This is a genomic window from Roseimicrobium sp. ORNL1, from assembly GCF_011044495.1.
Lineage (GTDB): Bacteria > Verrucomicrobiota > Verrucomicrobiia > Verrucomicrobiales > Verrucomicrobiaceae > Roseimicrobium.
Genome location: NZ_CP049143.1, coordinates 2,610,871 through 2,634,832, shown reverse-complemented (window position 1 = coordinate 2,634,832; position 23,962 = coordinate 2,610,871). Strand labels below are relative to the sequence as shown.

The following is a 23,962-nucleotide window of genomic DNA, read 5'->3' as shown; positions in this document are numbered from 1 at the left end:
TTCTGGGTGGACCGTCAGCGTGGGTGGGTGGCGATATTCAGGGAGATGACGTGGAGTTGGGAGTGGATGGTGTCTTGGGGGTCGCCGGGGCTTTCAGGAGCGGGGTCACGGATCTGTCCTTGTGGAGGGGAAGCATCTCGATGCCCTTGTGGAAATGCTTGTACAGCTGAATCTCCACCCAAAATGCCAGCTCACGGGCCCTGGCTTGCGTCCCGCTGATCGAGTCGTAGGAGACTTCGAAGGCATCGTGCTCCAGGCGCTGGAGAACTTCCGGGTCCACCAGGGTCTCCAGCCGGATGGTGCCCTGGCGCGGAATGGGATCCCCCTGCGCAGAGAGGAAAATGCATGGCCGTGGAGAATGCCTGTCCCGCTCTGTCCACACCCCTCCGCCCACGAAGTAGATGGGAAGGTTCGTCGTGTTTTGCATCTCGATGAATATCCACACCGCTGGCACTTTCGCGGCATCGGCATCGAAGGGGTTCTCCATCATTTCCACCTCCCCACGGCCCACATAACGGAAGCGAAAGGGGTCTGCTACATGCCAGGTGAGCGCGACGTAGGCAGCGGGGATGGCAAGCAGCACGAGCAGCGCAGTGGTGATGAGGAGTTTCGCGCGGCGGGGCATGCGCTGTTTATGATTTGAGATTTGAGATTTGAGATTTGAAATCTCAAATCTCAAATCTCCTTCTGGGTGGACCGTCAGCGTGGGTGGGTGGCGACTCGTGGTGCGGGTGGTGGAAGGGCCTCCGGGCTATCCAGATTGGAGTGAGTCATCGGCATCGCTATGGTTATCATTATCTTCGTCATCATTGGTCCATGGTTTGGATGGAGCAGCGACATTCAGGGAGATGAGGTCGTTTTGGAGGAAGAAGGTTCCGGGAGCTGAGTGGGGTCGATGATGAGCCCGGTCACGGATTTGGTCCGGTTCATGTTGAAATCGGAAATCCTATCGATGTGAAAGTGCTTGTGCAGCCATCCCTCCACCCACAAGACCAGCTCACAGGCTTTCATTTGAGTCCCACTGAGTGATTCGTAGGAGATTTCGAATGCCTCGTGTCCCAGGCGCTGGACCGCTTCGTCCTCCACCAAGGCCCCCAGCCGGATGGTGCCATGGCGCGGAATGGGCTCTGCCTCCCAAATGATCGAAGCGGATGGTTTTGGAGATGCCCTGTCCCGCTCTGCTCTCAGCTGTCCGCCCATGAAGTAGATGGGAAGCTTCGTCGTGTTCTGCACCTCGATGAATATCCAAACCCAGCGCTGTTTCGGGGCACCGGCATCGGGAGCAAAGGGGTTATCCACCATGTGCACCTCTCCAATTCCCACATAGCGGAAGCGAAGGGGGTCTGCCACACGCCAGGTGAGTGCGACGTAGGTGGCGGGGATGGCGAGCAGGAGGAGGAAGATGCCGGTGAGGAGAAGTTTCGCGCGGCGGGACATGGGCTCTTTATGATTTATGATTTATGATTTCAAATCTGAAATCTGAAATCTCCTTCTGGGTGGACCGTCAGCGTGGGTGGGTGGCTACTCGTGGGGCGGGTGGTGGAAGGGCCTTCGGGCTATCCGGAAACGGGTGAGCCATCGGTATCCCATCGTCCATTCGTCGTTCACTTCGGTTCATTCTCGGGCGGTGGTGCCTTTCCGGGGAATCCGCGCAAAGTGGGTGTGGGAGCCATATCAATATTATACTCTTGGAAAAGCCAACGGGGGAAGTGGCGCTGCAGGGAGGTGGGACATTTTTGGTAGAGTCTGTCCACCTCGTGATTGAATTGTAATTGCGCGGAAGTAGTCCACTGATAACCGAACCATGGTGTGTCCGTGGCAGTGCCTGTGCCTGTGCCTGTGGCTGTGCTCGCGGTGGTACCGCGAGGGGAACTCAGCACAAAAATCCTCGTGCGCTGAGTTTCGTGCGGCTCGAGGCTCAAGTACTCCGGAATCTCCTTGGGCGCGAAGCCCGACGGGCCGGGAGGTGCGTCTCCTTCGAATGAGGACCAGTAGCACGTGATGTAGATGGTGGCGCCGCTGGTGTTTTCGATAACCACCGCAGAGTCGTATGCGCCTGCGGGATCCGGCTCGGGCAGGGGCTCAAGGTGGATGCGCAGGGGATTCTTGGGCTTCCATACCGGAATGAGCATCCCCACCAGGATGCAGGACAGCACGAGGAGATACGCAGTGCTGAGGAAGAGCTTCGTGCGGCGGGGCATGCCGTATCTATGATTTCAGAATTGGAATTTGAAATCGGAGATTACGGGTGGCATGCAAATTTGTCTTATCCTTTAACCGGATGTCCCCGGCCCGGAGGTGAGCTGGATGGTGGTGGTGCTTTCATCCGGGATGATGCGGGGCACGTGTGACCGGAAGATGGCGGGGAGATGCAGGCGCAGCCAGGTGAGGGACCTGCCGGTGAGATGCCGCGGCTGGGAGGTCCAGAGATACTGCACGCGGAGCTCGCCGGCGTGGGAGGAGGGGCCGCTGCCCTCCAGCACGTGAATGCGAAAGCTGCGTGTGCGGTGCGAGGGGATGGAGACGGTCAGCGGTGTGCGCACGATGCTGCTGCCGCTGCTGCGGGCACCGCTCATGATGCGGCTGGCAGCAGTGGTACCACCGCTGCCTGAGCCTGTGCCTGTGCCTGTGCTCACCCGGGCAGATACGCGGGGGATCTCGCTGGAGAGATCGAGCTGGCCGAAGAAGGGTGCTTCACTCCCGGAGCTGTCCGGCACCCACACGGTGGCGCCATGGAACTGGATGGTGACGCCCCGGGTATTCTCCACCTCGACCTCCAGTTCGCGCAGGGGCCTGGCGAAGGCCGCGAGCTGGCTGGTGGAGCTGGTGCCGGTGCCGAGGTCCCGCGTGATGCGAAAGCGCAACGGCTCCGCGGGGCTCCACGTGAGGATGCAATACACCATGGGAATGCCGGTGAGCCCCAGGAAGAGGACCATGATCCAGATGGCGGAACGGCGGGACATGGCAGTGAGGGATGCCAAACTTCAAGTTTCAAAATTCAACCTTCAGATTTCAGATTTAAAATGTCAGAGATGCCGCGGCTGGCTGGCTCTGGGTACCGATGGATATCTATCCATGCCTCCACGCAGATGGGTGCGCGGGCATGTATGCGTGCGTATGTACGTACATACGTTGTCCCTGAAGAGAGAAAATGGGATGGAGCGGACCTGGACCTGGACTGAGCTAAACTGAACTGAGTTAGGCTAAGCTGACTGAGCGGATTTTGATTTTCCGGCGATTGTATCAGGGCGGCGCGGAGATGGCGAGAGCGCAGTTTGGTAACCCAGCCCAAGCCCTGCCCGGCCAGCTCTGTGAGGACGCCGGGGCGGGACATGCGTGGAGGTGAGGATGCGAAATGCAGTGCAGTGCAGTGCGATGCAAAGTGAAAAGTGATGAATGAAAAATGCAAAATGGGATGGGCAGTGGAGGCGAATGTGGGCAAGGACGTGAGCATATGCGGTGGATACCCACACACGGAGCACGGAGCACGGAGTGGAGTGAAGTGAATGGGAGCAGCGCGAGGCGCGTTTATTTCTCCATCCACCACGCAGTTTCGCTTGCGATGGAGGACGCGAACGCAAACCCACCCAGCGTATCGCAGCAGGCCCAAGGAGCGGGAACGCCTCGTTCCCGTGGATGAAAGGGTCTATGGTGTGTATTCGCCGAAGCACACTTTTGGAACTCAAGGGATACTCGATAGATATGCAACATCGCCAAGCATGGTGACCGCTGACGGGAACGAGGCGTTCCCGCTCCTTGGGCCTGTGCCATGTCCGGGGTCCATGGATACGCCTGTCGCATGAGCCGCTCGAAGCAGTCCGGCTGCCTTGGAAGTTGCGTCGCTCGAACCGGTGAATCTTGGGTGAGCTCATGGATTCGGGTGTCGCTGCGCGACACTGATAACCGACCATCCACCCGGCCTTGAAAGGCCGGGCTAAGATACGGCCGTCGCTCCGCGACTGAAGCATCGATACCATCCTGAGACCTGCATCATGAACTGGGTTCTCAACCAACTTCTCATCGAAGTCTGAGAATGGCGATGCCATTGCTTAAAATGCTCCAGTGTGGTGTCACGCAAGTTTGTTAAATCATAAGATGAAGCAGGATGCGGCTAGAGTTCCTGGCAACTCCCACGCCGAAGGCGTTGCACATGCATAGCCCAGGGTCAGCCCGCGAAGCGGGCGCCACCCTGGGACGGCATCATGATTCATGAACGCCGAAGGTGTTCCACAGAGTCGGTCCATCGGTAAGCCATGTTGTCCGGCCTTAGCGGCTGTTTGTGGAACACCTTCGGCGTACGATTCGCTTATGACAACCACCCAAGGTGGCGCTTGCTTCGCAAGCTGACCCCGAACTGCGGGGCTGGACAATGTGCAACGCCTTCGGCGTAGGAGTTCGTTCGGCCAACTGAACTGGTTCTGCGCCATGTCAGAAGCATCAGAATAATTGAAGAAACTTGCCTGACACCACACTATATATCTGCCTATCAAGACCGGGGAAGCTCTTCCCCCGCTGCACGTGGAACGTCAGGCACAGGAGGCGGCGATGGTCTGGGCGGTGGATGAAGGCGCTTCGCGCTTCCGCTGCCCCTTTATCATCTGTCAAAAGCAGGGCTCCCCTGCTCCACGCCATCCTGCACGCCTGCCCGGGGACGTGCGGCAGGCGGGCGCTGGGGCACGGAGGGCGGGTCGAACTCGGTGGGGTAGATGAATCCGCTGAGCATGCGGTTCCACCAGAACTCGTAGCGATGCAGGTAGCCGCCGAAGCGGGTGTTTTCATAAGCCCACTCATAAGGGGCGCGATAATACTCCACCCACGAGCCGCCGGTGAGCAGGGTGACGGGGGCGATGCTCAGGAGATAGAGCAGCGGGAGGATACACGCCAAAAGCCACGGGAGTGTGCGGGTGCGACCTGCGGAGTGGGAGGTGCTCATGCGTGTGCGTGTGCGTGTGCGTGCTTATGACGAAGGGAAATGCAAAATGAGAAGTGAGAAATAGCAAATGCCAGCGGCGATGAGTTCGTGGGTGCCTCAGGGGAAGTTCTCCAGGGTGGCGGTGGACCAGGTGTCCCCGCTCCATCGCGGAGACTCCGGGAAGTAGCGAAGGGAGAGTGACTGGTACCACTTGAACACCCGATGCCGGAACGTGGAGGCATGGAAGTAGTCGACTTGCACGTGGCCGAGCTTGTTTTCAAGTTCAGACTCCGACAAGGGCAGGAAGAGTTTGCAGGTCCCGCGCCAGGCACCGCCGGGAGGGATGACGGGGCCCTGAGCAAAGGGGTTCTCAACGAGGACGTCGAAGCCGTTGAAGGGATCGAACACCTTTTTCTTCCCTGACATCCAGCTGAGCATCGCGCTCTCCAGAACTCTGGGCGCGGTGCTGGTATTGCGCACTTCGATTTCCACCTTTTCAGTGCGATGGCCCATCGCCTGCCAGGTCGATTCGGAGTATTTCTCGCGGTTGATGACCCGGAAGCGCAGGGGATTCACCGGCGCCCAGTTGCTGCCCACATGCCAGATGGGGATGGCGAGCAGGAAGAGGACAACGCCCAGGAAGATGAGCTTGATGCGGCGGGGCATGGGGGAAAGGTGTCAGAATAGACGTATGCGTGCGAGTTTGGAAGCAAGTCGTTTCTCCCAGACGAAAAAGCCGCATCGGTGGCGTGGCAAGGAGGCATCTCCTTGTCCCCTGGCAGTGCCTCCATGTCATGCGCGCATCATTCTCGCGTGATTCCCCCAGAGTGGGAGGTGCTTATGCGTGTACGCATGCGTGCTTATGACGAAGGGAAATGAAAAATAAGAAGTGAGAAATGAAAAATGCAAATTGGGGGGGAGCGCAGTCTGTGGGTGGCTCAGGGGAAGTTCTCCAGGGTGGCGGTGGACGAGGTGTACTCGCTCACCGAGGCGCGCAATCGCGGAGACTGCGGAAAGTAGCGAACGCAGAGTGAGTAGTACCACGTGAACACCCGCCTCCGGAACGTGGAGGCATGTGTGTAGTCGACCTGAACATAACCGGGGTCGTTATTTTCACTTTCAGACTCCGACAAGGGCAGGAAGAGCTCGCAAGTCCCGCACCAGGTGCCGCCAGGTGGGATGACGGGGACCTGAGCGAAGGGGTCCAGGAGCGAGTGGTAGGGTAAGATCACATGGTTCTTCCTTGAGAACCAGCGGAGGTACGCGCTCTGCATGGCCCTGGGCGCGGTGCTGGTATTGCGCACTTCGATTTCCACCTTTTCAATGCGATGGCCCGTCGCCTGCCAGGTCGACTCGGCGTGTTTCTCGCGGTTGATGAGCCGGAAGCGAAGAGGTTCCGCTGGAGCCCAGTTGCTGCCCACATGCCAGATGGGGATGGCGAGCAGGAAGAGGACAACGCCCAGGAGGATGAGCTTGATGCGGCGGGGCATGGGGGGAGTTTGTGATTAATGCCTTATGATTTATGATTTATATCGCCCCAAAAATCTACGGGTATCTTCCGGAGTGTGCCGGAAGATAAGAGTGGCAAGGGAGACGCTGGCATCGCCGCGTGCCTCCGCACCGGGAGAGCCATGCCGAAGCGGCTCCCGCGAGGAGCAGCACGTGCGTCAGATCAGGGCGCTGCACGGAAGATTTGTTTGCACGTCTCGTGACGCGTCCAGTGCGTTGCACGAAATGTTTCCTATGCAGGTACCAGCTTGCGCGAAGCGCCTTGGAGTGCGTGTGCGAAGCACCGCTTTGGTGGGAAACTTTCTGGCGCGGAGCTTCGGGCAGGCAGTCTCACGCTGGGTGAGGTTGCATCACGAGAACGCAGCGACCCGCGACCTCCGATTGGAGTCATGGATCGATCCTGCGTCATCCACCTCGTGACGTCTCCTCCCAAAGCGGTGCTTCGCACACGCACTCCAAGGCGCTTCGCGCAAGGTGGTGACTTCCATTGGACGCGCACTGCGTGTGCGCGAGTGCGATCTCACGAGCCATGCATGTGCACCTGTGTTTCACCGCTCACGACCCCGCTGCTGCTTGCAGGGGGCAGGAGTTTTGATTATCCGTGAGGACGGGAATCTTGGACTGGAAGGACTGGGGCACGTGCGCGCGGAGCCAGTGCAGGGCGGTGGAGGCGCGGCGGCGGGTGTCGGACATCCACTCATACTGGAAGTGAAGTTGGCCGGTCTTCGCGGCATCGACGTTGGCATGCTCGACGAGGGCGGCGACTTCGAGAGTGCTGTGGCCTGGGATGATGACCATGGAGCGCTTGTCAGACATTTGCCTGTGCGGGTGCTCCATGGGATGGAAGAGACCGACGCGGGCGGTTGCATCCGTGGTCGCGGGCAGGGGCTCGGGACTTGCTCCGTTATCCGACGCCTGTGCCGCAGTCAGGTCTGCCTTGAACAGGCACACGGGTGTGGCGCTCGTGTTTTCAATCACCACGCCGACAGAGGTGTATGCATTGCCGCTGGTGGGTGTGTGCTGCCCGGCCACGCGGAAGCGGAGCGGCTCGCGCGGAGCCCAGGTGAGCACGGTGTACAACAGCGGGATGCCCACCAGGGCGAGCAGGATCACCTTCGTACGGCGGGACAGGAGCGGTGTCTGCCGGGCGATGGAAGATAAGAGGTAGCCACTGAAGCGGAAGGAAGGCTGGCTCGCGCGGCGTGAAGCGGCGGTGGAGGAGGAGTGGGCATTCATGGCTGGGATGAGGGGCACGTACCTCGTGGGCCCATTACAACCTGATTCACTGGAACCTTGCAACAAAAGAAAGATTCAGCAAAAGGCCGGGGCTGCTCTCACCGGCCACTGCCCTCCCCCTTGCTCGATGGGACGTGTGCCTGGTGTCATGAGCGCGGACGAAGCGGCTGCACATCCATCGGTGTCCGGGGAAACGGTACGTGCCTGTGGATGCTTTCTGGCAGGTGCTCATGCAGCCATCGTGAGAAATCCTGCACCCGCTTCAAGGAGGTAGAGCGCCAGCTGTAGCCCACCACCACGTCTTTCAGCGGGGTATCGTGAGGCACGTCTTCTTCAAACATCAGCTCGCAAGGAACAGTCTGCCGGGCGCCGACGGTCACGGGGAGATCGTATCTTCCCTTTGCGTTGATCAAGCAACCGAGCATGCCCAGCATTCTCGGCCTATCCTGCTCGCCCGCGGGCTCCACGTAGCCGTAGCCCAGCACGATGCTGGTGGCGGCGGTGTTCTCCACTTCGAGGGTGAGGACTCGAATCTTCTCTTTGTAGTGTTGCATCTGCTCGATGCGCTCACCCACCACATGAAAGCGCAGCGGATTCTCCGGTCGCCACGTGAGGGTGATATGCACCGCCGGAATGGCGAGCAGCACCAGGAAGAGGGCGGTGATGATGATCTTTATGCGGCGAGACATGTGTGAGGAGGGAGGAAAGGAGGGCAGGTGCAGGCTCCATGCAAGAAATCAGCGAGCTTTTCACGGAGATGAGTTCTGCCCCTGCACGTGCCACCTTGCGCGAAGCGCCCTGGAGTGCGTGTGCGAAGCACCCCCTTGGTGGGGAGCTCGAAGTGCGGAGCATGATGGTGACCACGCCACGAAATTGGCATCACCTTCAAGTCGTGCACCGTGCTGCCCCGCTCTGGGCTTTGCGATAAAGCCAGCGTCACCATGCTCGCAACCTCACACGCCAAAGCGGTGCTTCGCACCGCACTCCAAGGCGCTTCGCGCAAGGTGGTGCATGGCGGGGACGACTCCGTGAAACAAGCGTGATTCATCTCCCGGGACGACTCAGGGGGAGCTGCGAGCGGAGAGGGCAGGCAGGAGTGGAGTAGTATCCTGGTCGTGCGTGGGCCAGTTTATCGGGATGCAGGGCCTCACGAATTCAGGGACACGTAAAAACAACCAAATGCGAGCCTGACTTGCCTTGACTCGATTGGCAGACATCCAGCCGTAGAACAGTTCGATATTCTCAAAGGCGGATGCCGGATACTCGTCCTGGAGCACGGGGCAAAAGCATGGGAGGGAGGTGTGGGGAGGGATGATCATGCTGTCGCTGTCATCGGGTCCGTATACTTCCCTAAGTTGGCTAAAGGGGTCGGCCACGCTATCTGGGTTGCCCGCCCTCTTCATGGTTGCCCATACGACATACACAGGGACGCTGCTGGTATTCTCCACAATCATGTTCAGCTTTCCAGAGTCGCGAAACTGCCCCTTACGAGACGGATCTTCATAGCCGACCAAGCGGAAGCGGAGGGGATTCGGAGGGCTCCAGGTGAGGATGACATACACTGTGGGGATGGCCAGCAGCACGAGGAAGAGCGCGGTGATGATGAGCTTTACGCGGCGAGACATGGGCTGAGAACGAACGGAGGAAGGGAGAGAGGCAACAGGAAAAGGCACAGAGTGGGTTCTTTTCTTTCTCTCTATGAGATGGGTGCGTCACAAGGTGGATTGAGCTGAGGCGAATGTTGCCCAACGAACCAGATGACTCCAGGCAAGATATCAGCCGCCACGGCTCTGAGGTTGGCTCTGGCCGGGAAGCGCGGGCTGCAGTGGGGTGGTGTCTACATTGCTCGAGGGCCAGTCCATTGTGATATGGGGCCTCACGAATGCAGGGGCATGGAAGAACAACCATTCGCGGACCTCACTCACCTTGGCTCGAGTAGTAGATATCCAGTGATAGGACAGTTCGATTTTCTCAAGGGCAGATGCCGGATAGTCGTCCTCGGGCACGATGCTAAAGCACGGAAGGGAGGTGTGCGGAGGGATGATCATGCTGGTGGGATGGTGGGGCATGGCTACAGTCCAATGAGGGCCAAAGGGGTCGACGATGCCCCTGGCTGGGTTGCCCGGCTCCGTCAAGACAGCGAAGAAGAGCTTCACAGGGGCGCTGCTCGTGTTCTCCACGATCATGTTCAGCTTTCCAGAGACGCGAAACTGCCCCTCACGAGACGGCGCTTCATAGCCATAGCCGGCCACGCGGAAGCGGAGGGGATTCGGAGGGCTCCACGTGAGCGCCACATACGCCAGGGGAATAAATAACAACCCCAGGAAGAGAACGAGGAGCAAGTGCCGGATGCGAGGAAACATGGGGAGGAGGGACGAGGGTGGTGACAGGCAACAGGCACAGAGTGGATTCGGTTGCTCCGTGAGATGGGTGAAGGCACAGGGTGGATTGAGTGGAGCCGATTGTTGCTCAACGTGCCAGCGTCTTCCACCACCAGTTATGGTAGGCGTACAGCACACGGCCAAGCGGGGGCCGGATCTTCAGCCAATCATAAGGCGTGGCATAGGCTTTGAGCCAATCTGGTTCCGTTCCCCGATAATGCCATGCTCTCACGGTCTTCCCGGTATTTTTGAAAGGAAGGATTACCCGCTCTGGTTTGACCACGGCAAACTTCAGGGGTGGGACGCTCAAAAAATAGAGCACGGGAATCACCACAAAGAGTACAAGAGCCCCCACCAACAGATGGGGCTTGCCTAAACGTCCTGCACGCATGGGCGTGAGTTTACACCCAGACGGTTGCTTGTCACCGGGCGGATCGATTCAAATGGCAGCACGTCCCGCACGTGAGCACTGCGGCTGGTTCATGGCTTGCCTGTCATGCCCCGGGGAAAGGGTGGAGGTGCCGTATGTTGAGTGGAGCGCTTGCTCAGCGTCCCAGGAGATCCCAGCACCAGCTTTGATAAGCGTACAGCGGACGGTCGAGCGGGGGTATGAGCCTGAACAATTCGTAAGGCGCGGTGTAGACCTTGACCCAAGGTGGTGCAGCCCCTCGATAATGCCATGCGCTGACCGGCCCTCCGGTTTTCCCGGGAGGGTAGGTTCTCCACTCTGGCTGGAGTGCGGCAAACCTCACGAAGGGGACGCTTGAGATATACAACACGGGCACGAGCACGAATATCCACACCAACATCTGAGACCTGCCGGAACGATTTGCACCCATGGGCGGGATCTAACACCTGCAAGGTTGCTTGTCACCGCCGAAACGAATACGCGCTGGGGTGCTAACAGAACGCTATCGAAACGTCTCGTGACGTGTCCGACACGAACGGCCAGGAGCGTTCATGAACGGGCTCCACCTTGCGCGTAGCGCCTTGGAGTGCGCGTGCGAAGCACCGCTTTGGGAGGAAATACCGCGAGGTGGATGACGCAGGATCTATCCATGACCCCAAGCGGCGGCGGCGGGTCGATACGTTCTCGTGATGCGGAACCACCCAACGCAAGCCTGCCTGCAGGAAGCTCCGCACCTCAAAGCTTCCCACCAAAGCGGTGCTTCGCACACGCACTCCAAGGCGCTTCGCGCAAGGTGGCTCGTTGCAGAGTCATGTCCCCGCCGCCAGGGGCACTCCCATCACGAGACGTTCTGCTTTGCTTCATCTCTGTGTTAGCCAAACACCCCTACATGAACCCGCGCTCAGGGTACTGTGGCTTCGAGTGGGCACTCATCCACACCGTGGGAGGGCCGGGGCAGGTAGCGGGACAGCTTCTGAGGTACCCGGCGCCCACACCATTCCGAGAAGGTGCTGCAACGGTATTTGAGACGGGACATCCACGTGTAGCTGGCGCGCAATCGACCGGCTCTGGCATCCTCAAGCCGTTCATTCATGACAAGGCCGGCTACATGAATGGTGCTGTGCGCGGGCACCAAGAGGTAATTCCCCTGCGCTCCGACACGATGGCGATGCTGCTCTCTGGAGACGACGGAGCCGCACACCTTCCTCGTGCCGGGCACCCACGGGGGACTCGGCAGGGTGAGGTATCGCAGGTAGATGGGCGTGGAGGTCACGTTCTCCACGGCGACGGTGATCTGTGTATCCTCGTGATACTGCCAGAGCGAGGGCAGTGACGCATCCACCACCCGGAAGCGGAGCGGGTTCGCGGGATGCCAGCTTACGAAGACGTATACCACCACGATGCCCAGCAGGAGGAAGAGCGGCGTCAGGAGCAGGAACTTCGCGCGGCGGGACATGCGCTATTGATGATTTAGGATTTGGAATACGGTTGGCAGGCGGCAGGGTGACTTGCTTAGGGTGGCGGCGAGAGATCCATATCGATTTCGTCTTCGAACGGATCCAGATGGGGCACAAGGTTCCACATGCTTTCCGGAAGCTTCTCGCTAATCCAGAGACACGCACTTGAAGTCGATGCTTGCACGCGGGAGCCCCACCGGTAATGGACTCTCCCCTCCCCGGAGCGCTGCTCTCCTGCTTGCCGATGCTTGCTGTACTCTGCGGGCATGAGGTTTGGAGGGTCCAACTCTATCTGGATGGCGCCACCAGGTGGGATGAAACGCTCCTCGATGGTGCTTCCGCCCAGACTCCATGAGGCAAAGAATGTCCCCTCCCCTTCCGGCGACTCCCAGGAATATGTGCCCGACAGGCACAGCACGGGGGCGACGCTGATGTTCCGCACCTCCAGAAGCTTCCTACTATAGTATACCTTTCCAGTCTCATCCCTCAGGACGCTCTCACCCAACTGGCGAAAGCGCAGGGGATTCTGTGGGCGCCACGTGAGGACGGCATACACCACAGGGATGGCGAGCAGCACGAGGAAGAGGGCGGTGATGATGAGCTTCGTGCGGCGGGACATCAGTTATCGATGATTTTTGATTGGTGATTGGTGATGTCAGGACCGGGACGCGGGAGGTGGTACTCCTCTGCCCGGAGGGAAGTGCTGGGGCAGATGAGATGAGATGCGCTGAGATCTCAGGGAGGTGATTCCTCAAGGGGCGCTTTGGACTCGGTGCAGACGGAGGACCACGAGAGAAGCTCCTGGAGAGGTTCAGGCAGGCGTGCCAAAAACGAATAGTACCCCTCTAGCGCCTGATGACGGACGGTGGATGCCTGGAAATAGACAATTTCCAAAGTATCAGGTTCGGTGGAGCCTTCCTTTGACACCGACAGTGAGCCGCCACCGCGCACGGTGCCGCCCGCAGGTATCACCGTGCCGCTGGAGATGATACTCGGCACAAACGGGTCGAACGAGTTGTCAGGACCTTTGACACGCTTCAACGTCACCATCTCGATATATCTCGGAGCGGAGCTGGTATTGAACGCTTCAACTTCCACCCATTCGCTCCAAATACCGTCGATCTCCGACGGGGTGTCCCGGCTCACGAGACGAAAGCGCAGCGGGCTCGGAGGATTCCAGTTGCTCCCCACGTGCCACACCGGAATGGCGAGCAGCAGAAGGAAGATGCCGAGGAGGATGAGCTTTGTGCGGCGGGACATGGGGAGGACGGAGGGAGGGAGGGAGGCAACAGGCACAAAGGCACAAAGTGGGCTATTTATGATGAACCAGTGTCTGAGAAGCGGATTCCCCGATATCGAGAGCCAAGGTGGATCCGCCCAGCGAAGGGAAAGGCACGTAGTCCTCGCTGCTACTGGGTAGATGGCGCTGCAGCCACAAGAGGCCGGCGATGGTGCGGTGCTTTGTGCCTGATGCCCAGAGGAGGTCCACGGACCGTGCACTCGCAGGCACCGTCTCCAAGTCGGCCATCGACACGGAGACATGGAGGCGCTGTACCTCCCGAGGAGGGACGTGCAAAGAATACTGACCGCCCAATTCTGGAGGACTGGGTGCGGTCGGCCCCAATGGCTCAAGGAGGAGAGGAAAGGACTGCTCGGGAGGGACACCAGGACCATCCAACGTGGCAATATAAATGCATAACGGCACAGAGGAGATATTCTCAACTTCGATCACGACTTCCTTCTTTTCTCCTCCTTGATGGTCCTGCACTGCCACGAGTCGGGCGCGCCAGGGCTCGTGCGGATTCCATGAGAGGATGACGTACACCACGGGAATGACCAGCAGCACGAGGAAGAGTGCGGTGATGATGAGCTTCGTGCGGCGGGACATCCGTTATTGATGATTTTTGATTGGGGATTTGTGATGTCAGGACCGGGACGTGGGAGGTGCTGGGGAAGATGAGATATCAGGGAGAGGATTCAAGGGTCGTTTCTGATAGAACGTAGATGGCAGGAGTCCAGAGACGCTCCTGCAGGGATGCGGGAAGATGTCCCAAAAGCCAGTAGTACCACGAAAACACCCGGTGACGCGTGGTGGATGCCTGGGTATAGAAGACGACCAAGGCGGCAGGTTCGGTGGAGTCCTCCTTTGCCGCCGGCAGCGAGGCGCCGCCGCGCAAGGTGCCGCCGGCAGGTATCACCGTACCTCTATTGAGGACATTCAAAAACGGGTCATAGTGCTCTTTGACGCGCTTCAGCATGGTGGTCTGGATATACCTCGGCGAGGTGCTGGTATTGAGCACTTCCACTTCCACCCGCTCCATCAAGCGGCCATCTATCTCCTGCAGGGTCTCCCGACTCACAAGACGGAATCGGATCGGGTTCGCAGGATTCCAGTTGCTCCCCACGTGCCAAGCTGGGATGGCCAGCAGCACGAGGAAGATGCCAACGAGGATGAGCTTCGTGCGGCGGGACATCCGTTATTTATGATTTTTGACTGGTGATTTGTGATGTCAGGACCGGGACGTGGGAGGTGCTAGGGAAGATGAGATATCAGAAAGATGATTCCAAGGGCATTTTTGATACGACGTATATGTCCGGCACCCAGAGATGCAACTTCAGGAATTCGGGAAGGCGCGTCCAAAGCCAGAGGTACCACGGAAGCAGCCGGTGACGCGCGATGGATGCCTGGTAGCAGGCAATTTCCAAGGGGGCAGGTTCGGTGGAGTCCCCCTGCGCCAGCGGCAGCGAGGCGCCGCCACGCAAGGTACCGCCGGCGGGTATCACTGTGCCGCTGTCGAACACGGTCAGAAATGGGTCGTAAGACTCATGGACACGCTTCAACATGGTGGCCTGGATATACCTCGGCGAGGTGCTGGTATTGAGCACTTCCACTTCCACCCGCTCCATCACGCGGCCATCTATCTCCCGCACATTCTCCCGGCTCACGAGACGAAAACGCAGCGGGTTCGGAGGATTCCAGTTGCTCCCCACGTGCCAAGCTGGGATGGCCAGCAGCAGAAGGAAGATGCTGAGGAGGATGAACTTGATGCGGCGGGACATGGGGAATGCTATCGTAATCAGGCGCGAAACTCCATACACGAAAGACTTCACGCGAGCAAAAGCCGCAAGGAGAAGTTCAGCCCGGCACGGGAGCATCACGATGCGGCGCATGATTGCGGGAGGCAGGGTTCCACGCATCACCGGCATGTGAGTGCCTTCGTAAAAACTTCTTCCACAGCGCGCGCGCAAGGTCGTATGATGAGCGGCTCGCAGCCTGCGACGCCTCGCCACTGTCGCTGCTCCTGCTTCCGTCGCACCCTCCTCAGTTCTCCATCAATCTGATGCACTCCTCTCCACTGCCGTCACGTCTGCCTATATTCAGAGGGTTAGTGGCCCTCCCCTTTTGCTTTGGCTTGTGCCTGTGCCTCGGCATGGCATTTACGCTGGAGGGAGGTGCCATGGCGCAAGCGGACAGCAACGCTGCTGCAGGCAAGACCGCAGCGACGGAGGCAGAGCCCTGGATTGAAGTGCCGGCCACGATCATCGAGGCCTTCCAGCTTCGCAACATCCGCACCGACGTGCTCAATGGGGAGCCATGTTGGCCTCACGGCCCTAACGAGATACGCCGCCTGCTGGGCGTGGATGCCCAGGTCGCCTGGGTCATGCACAGCATGCTGGAGGGCTATCTCCGCGACTGGGCACAGCGCTGCTACTCCGTGGATCCCACCGAGCCCGGCTACAAGTGGGAGCTCCGCATCCACCCCAAGCAGCACGCGGAGATTCTCGCCACCCTCCGCTCGCGCGCGGAGGCCTTCCTCACGCCGCCGCAGCGCGAGCTCTTTGACGTGCTCTGCATGATCGAGGTGCGCGACCTGCTGAACATGTCCTCCATCCTCGTGCAGGACGAGGGCGCGATCACGCCTGTGCAGATGCGCCCCGGGAGCAGTCGCATGCACCTTCACTACCAGGGAGTCAATTCGCACAGCCTCGCGGCGCAGCTCAGGGACATCGCAAAACAGGAGACGCGCCCCGCCCCGAAGGACAACCCCGCTCCCATCGACCCGGCAAACCTCTACACCCTCGGCCAATCCCAGCGCATGCCCGTCTCAGTCGTGCAGCGGTACCGCTGGAACTGGGACTGGGGCTTCATTCTCGACGGGTTCGCCCTGCCTCCCCTTCCGAATTCCCTGCTCACTCCGGAGCAGTCGAAGACACTGCACATCGGCATGAATTCCCTGCTCACCAAGTTTCGCGCCCATGAACGCAGCGTGGCGAAGTACGAGACGCGCACGGATGGCGCCCTCGTCATCACCGTGGCGCCCGGACCACCCGCCACCGTCCAGGCTCATCTGCAGGACGTGCGGGACGTGCTGAACGAAACGCTGGGAGAGCGCACCGTGCCCAACTACCTGCTGGAGCCCTGCATCACCCGGGAAGTACGGCTCAAGTTCCCCTACCTCAAGGGTGAGTCGAAGCAGCTCACCCACGTGGTGAAGGATGGTGTGATGTCTTTTGAGACGAAGATCGGAAGCACTTCCTTCGCCCCCATCATCAATCACGTCCCCGTCACCGAGCACCACTTGTTGAAGGACACGGCCGCGGCAGCGGAGCAGCAGAAGAAGAAGTGAATCCAGGAGAAGGGCCAGTCGCGGGCCGGGAGCGAGGGGATATCAGCATCAGCATTGAGTTCTTCCAGGGGAGGCTCGTTCCAAAGCACGGTGCCTCTCTGCATCTTGCGGTGCGGCGTGCGAGCGTGCAAGCAAGGGAAGTCCATGACGAGTACGAGGAGGAAAGGGGTGGAGCGCCAGAGTGAGCGGGTGGCGACTCGCGGTGTGGGTGGACGAAGGCCCTCGGGGCTATCCTGTAAACTGCACCTTCCAACACACCTAGGCCTGGAAGGCTTTGGATCGTGCTGGCATGGTCAGGGAGATGAGGGCGCTTGTGACGTGAGGCCGGAGACTTCGAGTGGGGTGACATCGACGCTTGCACTGACGGCCGGCATCTGTGACGCGATGGATGTGGGAAGATGAAGGCGGAGCCGCTTAAGCGGGGTTGCAACCAGGAACTTGGGTTGAGAAGTCCACCGATATTCAATCCAGAAGCGTTCCATGGGAACCTTCCTGGATTCTTGAATATATACTACCTCCCCCTTCAGTGGCACGGCGCCATGCGCGGGAATCTTGGTCGGGTTGCTGGAACTCATCCGCGACGAGAAGCTGCCCAGTCGACTGTGCCGATTTGCTTCGTCCCCGCCCTGCACCAGCCGTATCCCCTCGAGGTAGACAGGTACGGCGCTGGTGTTTTCAATTTCGAAGACGAGACGGTTGCCCTCCGGAAGACCGGTCCCTGCGTCCGCGCCGCTCACCAGACGAAAACGCAACGGTTTCTCCGGTTGCCAGTTGAGCACGAAATAAACGGCTGGGATGGCCAGCAGCACGAGGAAGATGCCGAGGAGGACGAGCTTCGTGCGGCGGGACATGGGGAGCTAGGAAGGGACGGAGATGGGGAGACGCGGAGGCAATTTATGATTTATGATTTATGATTTGAGATTTCAAATCATGGGATGCCGTGGTGTTTCAAGGAGTAGCCGGGGTGGGCTTGAAGGCGGAGACGTCGAGTGGCGCCAGGGTGGTGGTTAACTCGATACCAGGGAGAAGTCCGGACCATGCTTCGGGACCGTATTTCCTCAGGCCATCCTTCAAGCCGCTCTCCAGCTTGTCGAGGATGCTGAGTTTCCAGCGGTAGCGGATGTCTGGCTTATCCGCGACCATCGCCGGCACGGCGAAGGGACCAGGATCATACGAGATGCGAAGGGTCTCGTGACCTGCAATGGTGACTTGGGCGTAGCTCAAGACTTTCTCTTCCATATCTGGGGGCCTCGCGTAGATGAACGCACCCTGATATGCGGCGCGCCCCCGGTCTTCGAAGTTGATGTCTTGGAGCGCGATGGGAAAGGAACTGGTGTTTCGCAGTTCCATCTCAAAGGGAGGGATGGATGTGTAGGTGTCACTGACCGTGGAAGCATTCACATGCACGGGTACGTGGAGAAGGCGGAAGCGTAGAGGATCCGCCGGCGACCAGGTGAGGAGGAGCACCACCGCCGCAAGGGAAACCAGGGGGAGGCTGACCAGGAGGAGCGTGACCTTCGTGAGGCGGGACATGGGGGATATCTATGATTTGAGATTCCAAATTTCAAATCTCAAATCTCAAATCAGACTGAGGTGGAACGTCAGGGTGAATGGGTGGCCACTCGTGGTGAAGGTGGACGAAGGCCCTCGGGGCGGCCCTAGAGATTTTAAATAACGCTATAGCCAGTTCAAATTGAGCTTTGGCAGCTCGTCCCGGAGGGACGCCGGATGGTAGCCGGTGGTGTAGGGAGCCTCAGCGACCGCAACCACCGGATCCACGTACCAAACGCTCTTGCGTCCCGGATGGGACGCCGGAAGAGCACCACAGTCTCCTGGCACGAGGAAAAGACGATCGCCACCTCTTCCGCCGTCCCATCCGGGACGGAGCATCTTTTTCCTCCATGATCCGGTGGTTCCCGGCCTGATTACAGGCCTCCACCACCGACTACCATCCAGCGTCCCTCCGGGACGAGTACGCCCTTATTCGCCTCACTTATGGCTATAGTTTTAATGAAAATGCTCTAATTAGGGGAGTGATGTGCGGTACGTCACTTCAAGTTCCCAGGGTCCCTCTTTGACGCGGGCTTTGAATACTGGATTCCGGTGACGTTCTCCAGGACATCAGGACAAGACTCCTCCGTTCAAAGCGGTGTCGTGGCCTCCAGGGAGGCCCGTGCCACCGCACTCCAAGACGCAAAGCGATCTGGTGCACTGAGTGGTGCTGCACGGTGCCAGCTCCCTGATACGATCACCTGTGGTTTCCTGGCCTGATGGCCCTGCGCTTCGCGCGCTATGCCATCGATGAGATGCGATGAGATATCAGCGAGATGACTCCAGGGTCACTTCTGACTCCACGTAGATGGACGGCCTCAAGAGAGGCTTATGTTGGAATTTGGGGAGACGCGTCAAAATCGATCCATACCACTGAAGCATCTTGCGACGCGCGATGGATGCCTGGAAATAGGTGACTTCCAAGGCCTCAGGTTCGGTGGATGCCCTGTTTGACAAGGGCACCGAGGTGCTGCCGCGCAAGGTGCCGCCGGCAGGTATCACCGGGCCGAGCTCGATGACCCCCAGAAACGGCGGGTAAGGCTCCTGGACGCGCTGCAACACGACGGACTGGATGCACCTCGCCGAGGTGCTGGTATTGCGCGCCTCAATCACCACCCGCTCGCTATACTTGCCATCTTTCTCCCGGCTCACCAGACGGAATCGCAGCGGGTTCGGAGAATTCCAGTTGCTGGCCACATGCCAGACCGGGATGGCGAGCAGGACGAGAAAGATGCCCAGGAGGATGAGCTTGGTGCGGCGGGACATCGATATTGATGATTTGAGCTTTGAGAGTTCAAATTTGAGATCTCAAAAATGGAGACGCGTGGGGAAGGATAACTCTTAGGAGGGAGTTTCGAGTGCGGCGGTTGCGTGCTCCTGCAGGATGTGGCGGCGGGCGAGGTCGTAGGGCCACTTACGCAGGCGGTCGCGGCGGGCCCAGACGAGCCACGGGAGCTCGTAGGGCACGTATTGGAAAAACTCGGCGAGGTCTCCGGCGGCGAGCCAGACGAGCCAGGCATCGCACTCATGCGGCTCCCAGGTGTCCCAGGGCTCGTGGTACTCGCGGTGAGATGGGACGGCTTTGGCGAAGAGGACGCAGGTGGGCGTGATGTAGACGCGGCCGGTGTGGATGAAGGCGGCGAGGTCCTCCTCGAAGGTGCGGGATTGTGTTGGGGTCCCGGTCTGGGTCTCCCCTGCCCTGTCGTAGAGGGCGAGGGCTTGGGAGAGGACGGTAGAGCTCATTTCGCGAAGGGGAATGCAAAGTGAAAAGTGATGAATGAAAAATGCAAAGTGTTCATCCCTCTGATGCTACTCGACCGCTAGGTTCGGATGCCAGGTGAGGGCGATATATGTCACCGGGATGGCGAGCAGCACGAGGAAGAGCGCGAGGAGGATGAGCTTTGCGCGGCGGGACATGGGGGGAGAAGATTGGCACGATACTATCTACAGCTATTGCCAGGAACGCTTCGCCTCTTCTAGTGAGGTGGGGGCTCGATGGATGCCGCAGCCTGGTCACTGTCGCTCAATGGCTCGGGCAAGTGTTTTGTGATCCAATAAGGGACGCGCTCGATGCCGCGACTCCAGAGTTCATTGATGCGATGTTCCGTATCACTTTCGTAAAGGTACACCATCTCGGCGCTGTCCATGTCCACCGTCGCCTGGTCGTACCCGGTGACATCTGCAGAGAAAAGTTGCGTGCTGCGCGGTGCGATGGTGTGGAACCAGTTCGACGAACCGTCCGGTGAGAAAAGGTAGATTCTCTGGAACATAGGATCGCCATTGACGCCGGTTTTCCGCCGGGCGCGGAATACCACATCGCCAACGAAAATGGGGACCGTACTGGTATTTTCCAACTCCATGCGCATGGTCATTTGTTTGAATGGATCCTGCTCCCCCGGCATATCCATACTGATCAAACGGACGCGCAAGGGATCCTTCGGACTCCAGGTGAGCGCGACGTATGCCGCGGGGATGGCGAGCAGCACGAGGAAGACTGCGAGGATGATGAGCTTCGTGCGGCGGGACATTGGAGGGACGCTATTTATGATTTATGATTTATGATTTATGATTGGAGATTTCAAATCACTCACGGGTGGGAGTGGTGGCGGGTGGTGGTGGAGTTGGGGGAATCTCCACACCTGGGGCGGATTCCAGTGGAGCCTCATCCACGAGGTACTCAGGCAGGAAGATGAGATTCCGCAGCATCCGTGGACTGTGTTGATTGAACCAACGCATTCCCCGCTCCGACTTTCGGATGATTTGGGAATTCCAGTAGTAGTGGGCAGCGATGCGGCCCTGCTGTGCGGAGGACAGCAGCTCAGGACGAAGATATCCGGTGAGGTGGATGGTGCTCCGGGGAGGGATGATGATGGCATGCTCCTGCACTTGAATCCCCTGCTCGCGCTGAGATTCTGCGTTGATAAACCCAGAATGGTCCACCCAGTCCGGACTGTTCCCCTGCTCTTCCATGAGGACCTTGAAGAGGTGGATTTCCGCGTGACTGGAATTTTCAACTCTGATGCGGAGCCTGCGGCCGCCCTTGTGGTCCAGCTCCGAGGCCTGATGGATGCGCTCCAGGTGGAAGTGGAGGGGATTCTGTGGATGCCAGGTGAGGGCGACGTATGCCGCGGGGATGGCGAGCAACACGAGGAAGAGCGCGAGGATGATGAGCTTCGTGCGGCGGGACATCGGGGCTATTTATGATTGATGATTTGAGATTGGAGATTTCAAATCAATGCGCTGGTGCGGGCCGTAGAAATGCAAAGTGAAAAGTGATGCATGAAAAATGCAAAATGGGATGAGTGCCGGTGCCAGACCTTATCTTTATCTGGAGAGAGGGCCCCTGCCTTCAAAGCCAGACGTGGGTTCCAGAGAGATGCCAAAAGAGGCGGCGGTGCCTTTGGGAAACTCCACGGGTACGGAGTCATAGTCAGGTCGGGGATGTGGCACAGGCTCACACCACGAGCCAGGCGGGAAGGAGCCAATCCACTCCATGAATCTCATGGTGGTGGCCTTCCTTATGGAGACCCACCCATATTTAGCCCAGAGGGAGCCGTTCAGCTCCGCAATGGCGAGGTCCTTGCGATAGATAGTCAGATGCGCGGGGACAGTGCTGTGTGGTGGGATGACGATGCTGAAGCTCCTAATGTGGTTTAGAAGAAAGGGTAATTCCACCGCAGAATCTCCGCGTGACGTACTGGATGGAGGACTGATGCTAGGTGACACATGCATCAGATGCACGGTGGTGGAGCTTGTATTCTCCACCTCAATGGGCAGCACGTAGTAGCCTAAGGGCTCGATGGGCAGTGGAGCCCTCCCTGCGGCGGGTGCGATGCGGATGCGCAGGGGGTTCACGGGACTCCAGGTGAGGGCGACGTACACCGCGGGGATGGCGAGCAGCACGAGGAAGAGCAGGGTGATGAGGAGCTTCGTGCGGCGGGACATGAGGACTATTTATGATTTTTGATTGATGATTTGAAAGGGAGAGCTGGGAGACCTTGGGAGTTGATGCGGGCCGGCGACTACTCTGCGACTCCTTCCAGGGGAGCAATATCAGGCTTGATCTTGAAATCAGGGCTGAGGCTGCGCAACCATTGCGGGCTGCCTCCGTGGATCCATTTAAACAGTCCGGCACTTTTGGACTTCGTCACTGACATCCAATGATAGGTCACCTGAAGGCGGCCGCTTTTGCCATCCGTCATATATTCAGTACGGAGCTCAGCGGTGATGCGGGTGGTACCCCGGGCCGGGACCACCACGAACCTGACAGGTCTACTCGCGCCACCAATCGAGCTATGACTCCAGGGACCGCAGAAGCCGGCCCGCTCAGGCGCCCTGCCCTTGCTGTTGGGAACTTCGATACTCGCACCGTAGAGCTGGACGGGAGCATCGCTGGCATTTTCCACGGTGACAGTGATCTTGCGAATGCCCTTTTTGAGGTCCGCCTCAGGGTGGACCTCGGAAAACCGAAATCGAAGCGGATTGGTAGGATGCCAGGTGCGTATGACGTATGCCGCCGGGATGGCGATCAGCACGAGGAAAATCGCGGCGATGATGAGCTTTGTGCGGTGGGACATGGGGAAGCGCTATTTATGATTTTTGATTTGTGATTGGGGATTTCAAATCAGGGTGCGGATGGTTCTTGCGGTGGTGCTGGTGCGTGACCTTTGGTCTCCAGCGGCACTGTCGTTCTCAGGGGCTCTATCATGGGAAGCCGCCCTGTCTCCCATTGCGGACAGCTGTATCTGATCCAATTCACCGCACGTCCAGCCCCGGCACGTGTTGCGGTTTCCCACGTGCATTGCACGGAAATTTCCCCTCCCTGCGGGATCTGCGTCAGTTTGGCGCCCAGGGCACCGCGAATGTGGAGTTCTCCGTGTGCGGGAACGATCACCGGCTCATCAGGGTTCCTCGATGGAATGCCGTCTCTAAACTCGAGTGGCAGAAGGAGCCCTTCAGGACCGCCAAAGACAGGTATTCCAAAGTTCGTATACAGCATACCTCCGCAAATATGCACCGGGATCGGGCTGGTGTTTTCAACACGCACGCGCAGCCCCCGATAGCGAGGGTCTTCTTCCAACGGTTCCGAGTCGATGCTTTCAAGATGGAAGCGCAGCGGGAATGCGGGATGCCAGGTGAGTGCGACGTAGGCTGCGGGAACGGCGAGCAGCACGAGGAAGAGCGCGGCGATGATGAGCTTCGTGCGGCGGGACATGGGGAGCTATTTATGATTTTTTGATTTGTGATTGGGGATTTCAAATCAAGGTGCGGGGAGGAAGGGGACGGGGATGATGGAGCAAGTTCACTTTCCCGTGTCGATTTCCAGCGGTGCGGTGTCGCTTTCAGGAGAGATGTAAGGGAGGTCGAGGGACAGCCACTGAGAGATGCGATAGCCAAGGTCTCCATACAGGGACTTCGCCCGGTACCTGAGGTTAGAATCCCAGATGTACGCTACCTGCAGATACCCGGGAGCGCGCGCGTCAGCGATAAAGTTCCTCTCCGAGCAATACATTTCCAAGGTACCGTAGGGAGGGACGACTTCGTCGTACGTCTTGGACCCGAGCCACACTGGAGGCAGGATGGCGCCAACCTGCTCCTTCTTCTTCGTCGCGATGATAGCGAACTGGAGATGGATGGGCGTGGCACTGGAGTTGCGGACGATGACAGGCACTCTTAGGTCATGTGGATTCAGAGGAAAGCCCGCTCCAGCGTTGCCGATCTGGAAGCGCAATGGATTCTCTGGTCGCCAATGGAAATAGAAATGCACCGCGGGAATGGCAAGCAACACGAGGAAGAGAGTGGTGATGATGAGCTTCGTGCGGCGGGACATGGGGAGGCTATTTATGATCTGAGATTGGAGGAGTACGCACGGACCCATC

Annotated in this window: 30 protein-coding genes; 1 reads left to right on the top strand and 29 read right to left on the bottom strand. The window is 59.0% G+C overall.

All coding sequences use genetic code 11. The annotated features are described in order from the left end of the window. Positions 1 to 37 precede the first annotated feature (37 nt). The 18 genes from G5S37_RS10700 to G5S37_RS10615 all read right to left on the bottom strand — a co-directional run bounded on the left by G5S37_RS10700 (position 38) and on the right by G5S37_RS10615 (position 14,964). The gene (locus G5S37_RS10700; protein WP_165203559.1) at positions 38 to 625 is read right to left on the bottom strand and encodes a hypothetical protein; all 588 of its coding nucleotides are present in this window, start codon (positions 623 to 625) and stop codon (positions 38 to 40) included. 215 nt (positions 626 to 840) lie between these two features. Then, entirely contained in the window at positions 841 to 1,437 is a 597-nt protein-coding gene (locus G5S37_RS10695; RefSeq protein ID WP_165203557.1) for a hypothetical protein, read from the bottom strand. A 167-nt stretch (positions 1,438 to 1,604) separates the two neighbouring features. After that, positions 1,605 to 2,201, bottom strand: coding sequence for a hypothetical protein (locus tag G5S37_RS10690; RefSeq protein ID WP_165203555.1), 597 nt, complete (start codon positions 2,199 to 2,201; stop codon positions 1,605 to 1,607). Positions 2,202 to 2,273: 72 nt separating this feature from the next. Then, positions 2,274 to 2,963 carry a hypothetical protein gene (locus tag G5S37_RS10685; RefSeq protein ID WP_165203554.1) on the bottom strand — a complete coding sequence of 230 codons (690 nt, stop codon included), beginning with the start codon at positions 2,961 to 2,963 and terminating at the stop codon, positions 2,274 to 2,276. 1,631 nt (positions 2,964 to 4,594) lie between these two features. Beyond that, positions 4,595 to 4,933, bottom strand: a complete 339-nt coding sequence (locus G5S37_RS10680; protein ID WP_165203552.1) for a hypothetical protein — start codon at positions 4,931 to 4,933, stop codon at positions 4,595 to 4,597. A gap of 96 nt (positions 4,934 to 5,029) precedes the next feature. Further along, positions 5,030 to 5,578 (bottom strand): hypothetical protein, encoded by a 549-nt coding sequence (locus G5S37_RS10675; RefSeq protein ID WP_165203550.1) that lies wholly within the window; start codon positions 5,576 to 5,578, stop codon positions 5,030 to 5,032. 272 nt (positions 5,579 to 5,850) lie between these two features. Further along, on the bottom strand, positions 5,851 to 6,402 hold the full coding sequence (locus tag G5S37_RS10670; protein WP_165203549.1) for a hypothetical protein: 552 nt from the start codon (positions 6,400 to 6,402) through the stop codon (positions 5,851 to 5,853). A 574-nt stretch (positions 6,403 to 6,976) separates the two neighbouring features. Next, positions 6,977 to 7,657 (bottom strand): hypothetical protein, encoded by a 681-nt coding sequence (locus tag G5S37_RS10665; RefSeq protein ID WP_165203547.1) that lies wholly within the window; start codon positions 7,655 to 7,657, stop codon positions 6,977 to 6,979. 146 nt (positions 7,658 to 7,803) lie between these two features. Then, the gene (locus G5S37_RS10660) at positions 7,804 to 8,346 is read right to left on the bottom strand and encodes a hypothetical protein (protein ID WP_165203545.1); all 543 of its coding nucleotides are present in this window, start codon (positions 8,344 to 8,346) and stop codon (positions 7,804 to 7,806) included. A gap of 372 nt (positions 8,347 to 8,718) precedes the next feature. Continuing rightward, complete coding sequence (locus tag G5S37_RS10655) at positions 8,719 to 9,282, bottom strand: hypothetical protein (RefSeq protein WP_165203543.1); 564 nt, start codon at positions 9,280 to 9,282, stop codon at positions 8,719 to 8,721. Between the two features lie 150 nt (positions 9,283 to 9,432). Then, positions 9,433 to 10,020 (bottom strand): hypothetical protein, encoded by a 588-nt coding sequence (locus tag G5S37_RS10650; RefSeq protein WP_165203541.1) that lies wholly within the window; start codon positions 10,018 to 10,020, stop codon positions 9,433 to 9,435. Positions 10,021 to 10,126: 106 nt separating this feature from the next. Next, positions 10,127 to 10,429: a hypothetical protein gene (locus G5S37_RS10645; protein ID WP_165203539.1), complete on the bottom strand. Its 303-nt coding sequence runs from the start codon at positions 10,427 to 10,429 to the stop codon at positions 10,127 to 10,129. A gap of 919 nt (positions 10,430 to 11,348) precedes the next feature. Beyond that, on the bottom strand, positions 11,349 to 11,903 hold the full coding sequence (locus G5S37_RS10640) for a hypothetical protein (protein ID WP_165203537.1): 555 nt from the start codon (positions 11,901 to 11,903) through the stop codon (positions 11,349 to 11,351). A gap of 56 nt (positions 11,904 to 11,959) precedes the next feature. Then, entirely contained in the window at positions 11,960 to 12,523 is a 564-nt protein-coding gene (locus G5S37_RS10635) for a hypothetical protein (RefSeq protein WP_165203536.1), read from the bottom strand. 116 nt (positions 12,524 to 12,639) lie between these two features. After that, entirely contained in the window at positions 12,640 to 13,164 is a 525-nt protein-coding gene (locus tag G5S37_RS10630; RefSeq protein WP_165203534.1) for a hypothetical protein, read from the bottom strand. Between the two features lie 52 nt (positions 13,165 to 13,216). After that, a complete protein-coding gene (locus G5S37_RS10625) occupies positions 13,217 to 13,792 on the bottom strand; it encodes a hypothetical protein (protein ID WP_165203532.1) in 576 nt (191 codons plus the stop codon). 76 nt (positions 13,793 to 13,868) lie between these two features. Further along, a complete protein-coding gene (locus tag G5S37_RS10620) occupies positions 13,869 to 14,378 on the bottom strand; it encodes a hypothetical protein (RefSeq protein ID WP_165203530.1) in 510 nt (169 codons plus the stop codon). Between the two features lie 76 nt (positions 14,379 to 14,454). After that, positions 14,455 to 14,964, bottom strand: a complete 510-nt coding sequence (locus G5S37_RS10615; RefSeq protein WP_165203528.1) for a hypothetical protein — start codon at positions 14,962 to 14,964, stop codon at positions 14,455 to 14,457. 371 nt (positions 14,965 to 15,335) lie between these two features. On the opposite strand from G5S37_RS10615, the gene G5S37_RS10610 reads away from it, so the two are divergent. Then, on the top strand, positions 15,336 to 16,532 hold the full coding sequence (locus G5S37_RS10610; protein WP_165203526.1) for a hypothetical protein: 1,197 nt from the start codon (positions 15,336 to 15,338) through the stop codon (positions 16,530 to 16,532). A gap of 293 nt (positions 16,533 to 16,825) precedes the next feature. Here G5S37_RS10610 and G5S37_RS10605 read toward each other — a convergent pair whose 3' ends face one another. The 11 genes from G5S37_RS10605 to G5S37_RS10555 form a co-directional block, all read right to left on the bottom strand. Continuing rightward, on the bottom strand, positions 16,826 to 17,383 hold the full coding sequence (locus tag G5S37_RS10605) for a hypothetical protein (protein ID WP_165203524.1): 558 nt from the start codon (positions 17,381 to 17,383) through the stop codon (positions 16,826 to 16,828). A gap of 97 nt (positions 17,384 to 17,480) precedes the next feature. Continuing rightward, positions 17,481 to 18,065, bottom strand: coding sequence for a hypothetical protein (locus G5S37_RS10600; protein WP_165203522.1), 585 nt, complete (start codon positions 18,063 to 18,065; stop codon positions 17,481 to 17,483). Positions 18,066 to 18,209: 144 nt separating this feature from the next. Continuing rightward, complete coding sequence (locus G5S37_RS10595) at positions 18,210 to 18,422, bottom strand: hypothetical protein (RefSeq protein ID WP_165203520.1); 213 nt, start codon at positions 18,420 to 18,422, stop codon at positions 18,210 to 18,212. A gap of 429 nt (positions 18,423 to 18,851) precedes the next feature. Further along, on the bottom strand, positions 18,852 to 19,349 hold the full coding sequence (locus G5S37_RS10590; protein ID WP_165203518.1) for a hypothetical protein: 498 nt from the start codon (positions 19,347 to 19,349) through the stop codon (positions 18,852 to 18,854). Positions 19,350 to 19,424: 75 nt separating this feature from the next. Then, positions 19,425 to 19,826 carry a hypothetical protein gene (locus G5S37_RS10585; protein ID WP_165203516.1) on the bottom strand — a complete coding sequence of 134 codons (402 nt, stop codon included), beginning with the start codon at positions 19,824 to 19,826 and terminating at the stop codon, positions 19,425 to 19,427. 233 nt (positions 19,827 to 20,059) lie between these two features. Then, positions 20,060 to 20,611, bottom strand: coding sequence for a hypothetical protein (locus tag G5S37_RS10580; protein ID WP_165203514.1), 552 nt, complete (start codon positions 20,609 to 20,611; stop codon positions 20,060 to 20,062). A 55-nt stretch (positions 20,612 to 20,666) separates the two neighbouring features. Beyond that, entirely contained in the window at positions 20,667 to 21,272 is a 606-nt protein-coding gene (locus tag G5S37_RS10575; RefSeq protein WP_165203512.1) for a hypothetical protein, read from the bottom strand. Positions 21,273 to 21,407: 135 nt separating this feature from the next. Further along, positions 21,408 to 22,028, bottom strand: a complete 621-nt coding sequence (locus G5S37_RS10570; RefSeq protein ID WP_165203510.1) for a hypothetical protein — start codon at positions 22,026 to 22,028, stop codon at positions 21,408 to 21,410. Between the two features lie 77 nt (positions 22,029 to 22,105). Next, complete coding sequence (locus G5S37_RS10565) at positions 22,106 to 22,660, bottom strand: hypothetical protein (RefSeq protein ID WP_165203508.1); 555 nt, start codon at positions 22,658 to 22,660, stop codon at positions 22,106 to 22,108. 47 nt (positions 22,661 to 22,707) lie between these two features. Next, entirely contained in the window at positions 22,708 to 23,298 is a 591-nt protein-coding gene (locus tag G5S37_RS10560; protein WP_165203506.1) for a hypothetical protein, read from the bottom strand. 87 nt (positions 23,299 to 23,385) lie between these two features. Continuing rightward, on the bottom strand, positions 23,386 to 23,913 hold the full coding sequence (locus tag G5S37_RS10555; RefSeq protein WP_165203504.1) for a hypothetical protein: 528 nt from the start codon (positions 23,911 to 23,913) through the stop codon (positions 23,386 to 23,388). Between the last annotated feature and the right edge of the window lie 49 nt (positions 23,914 to 23,962).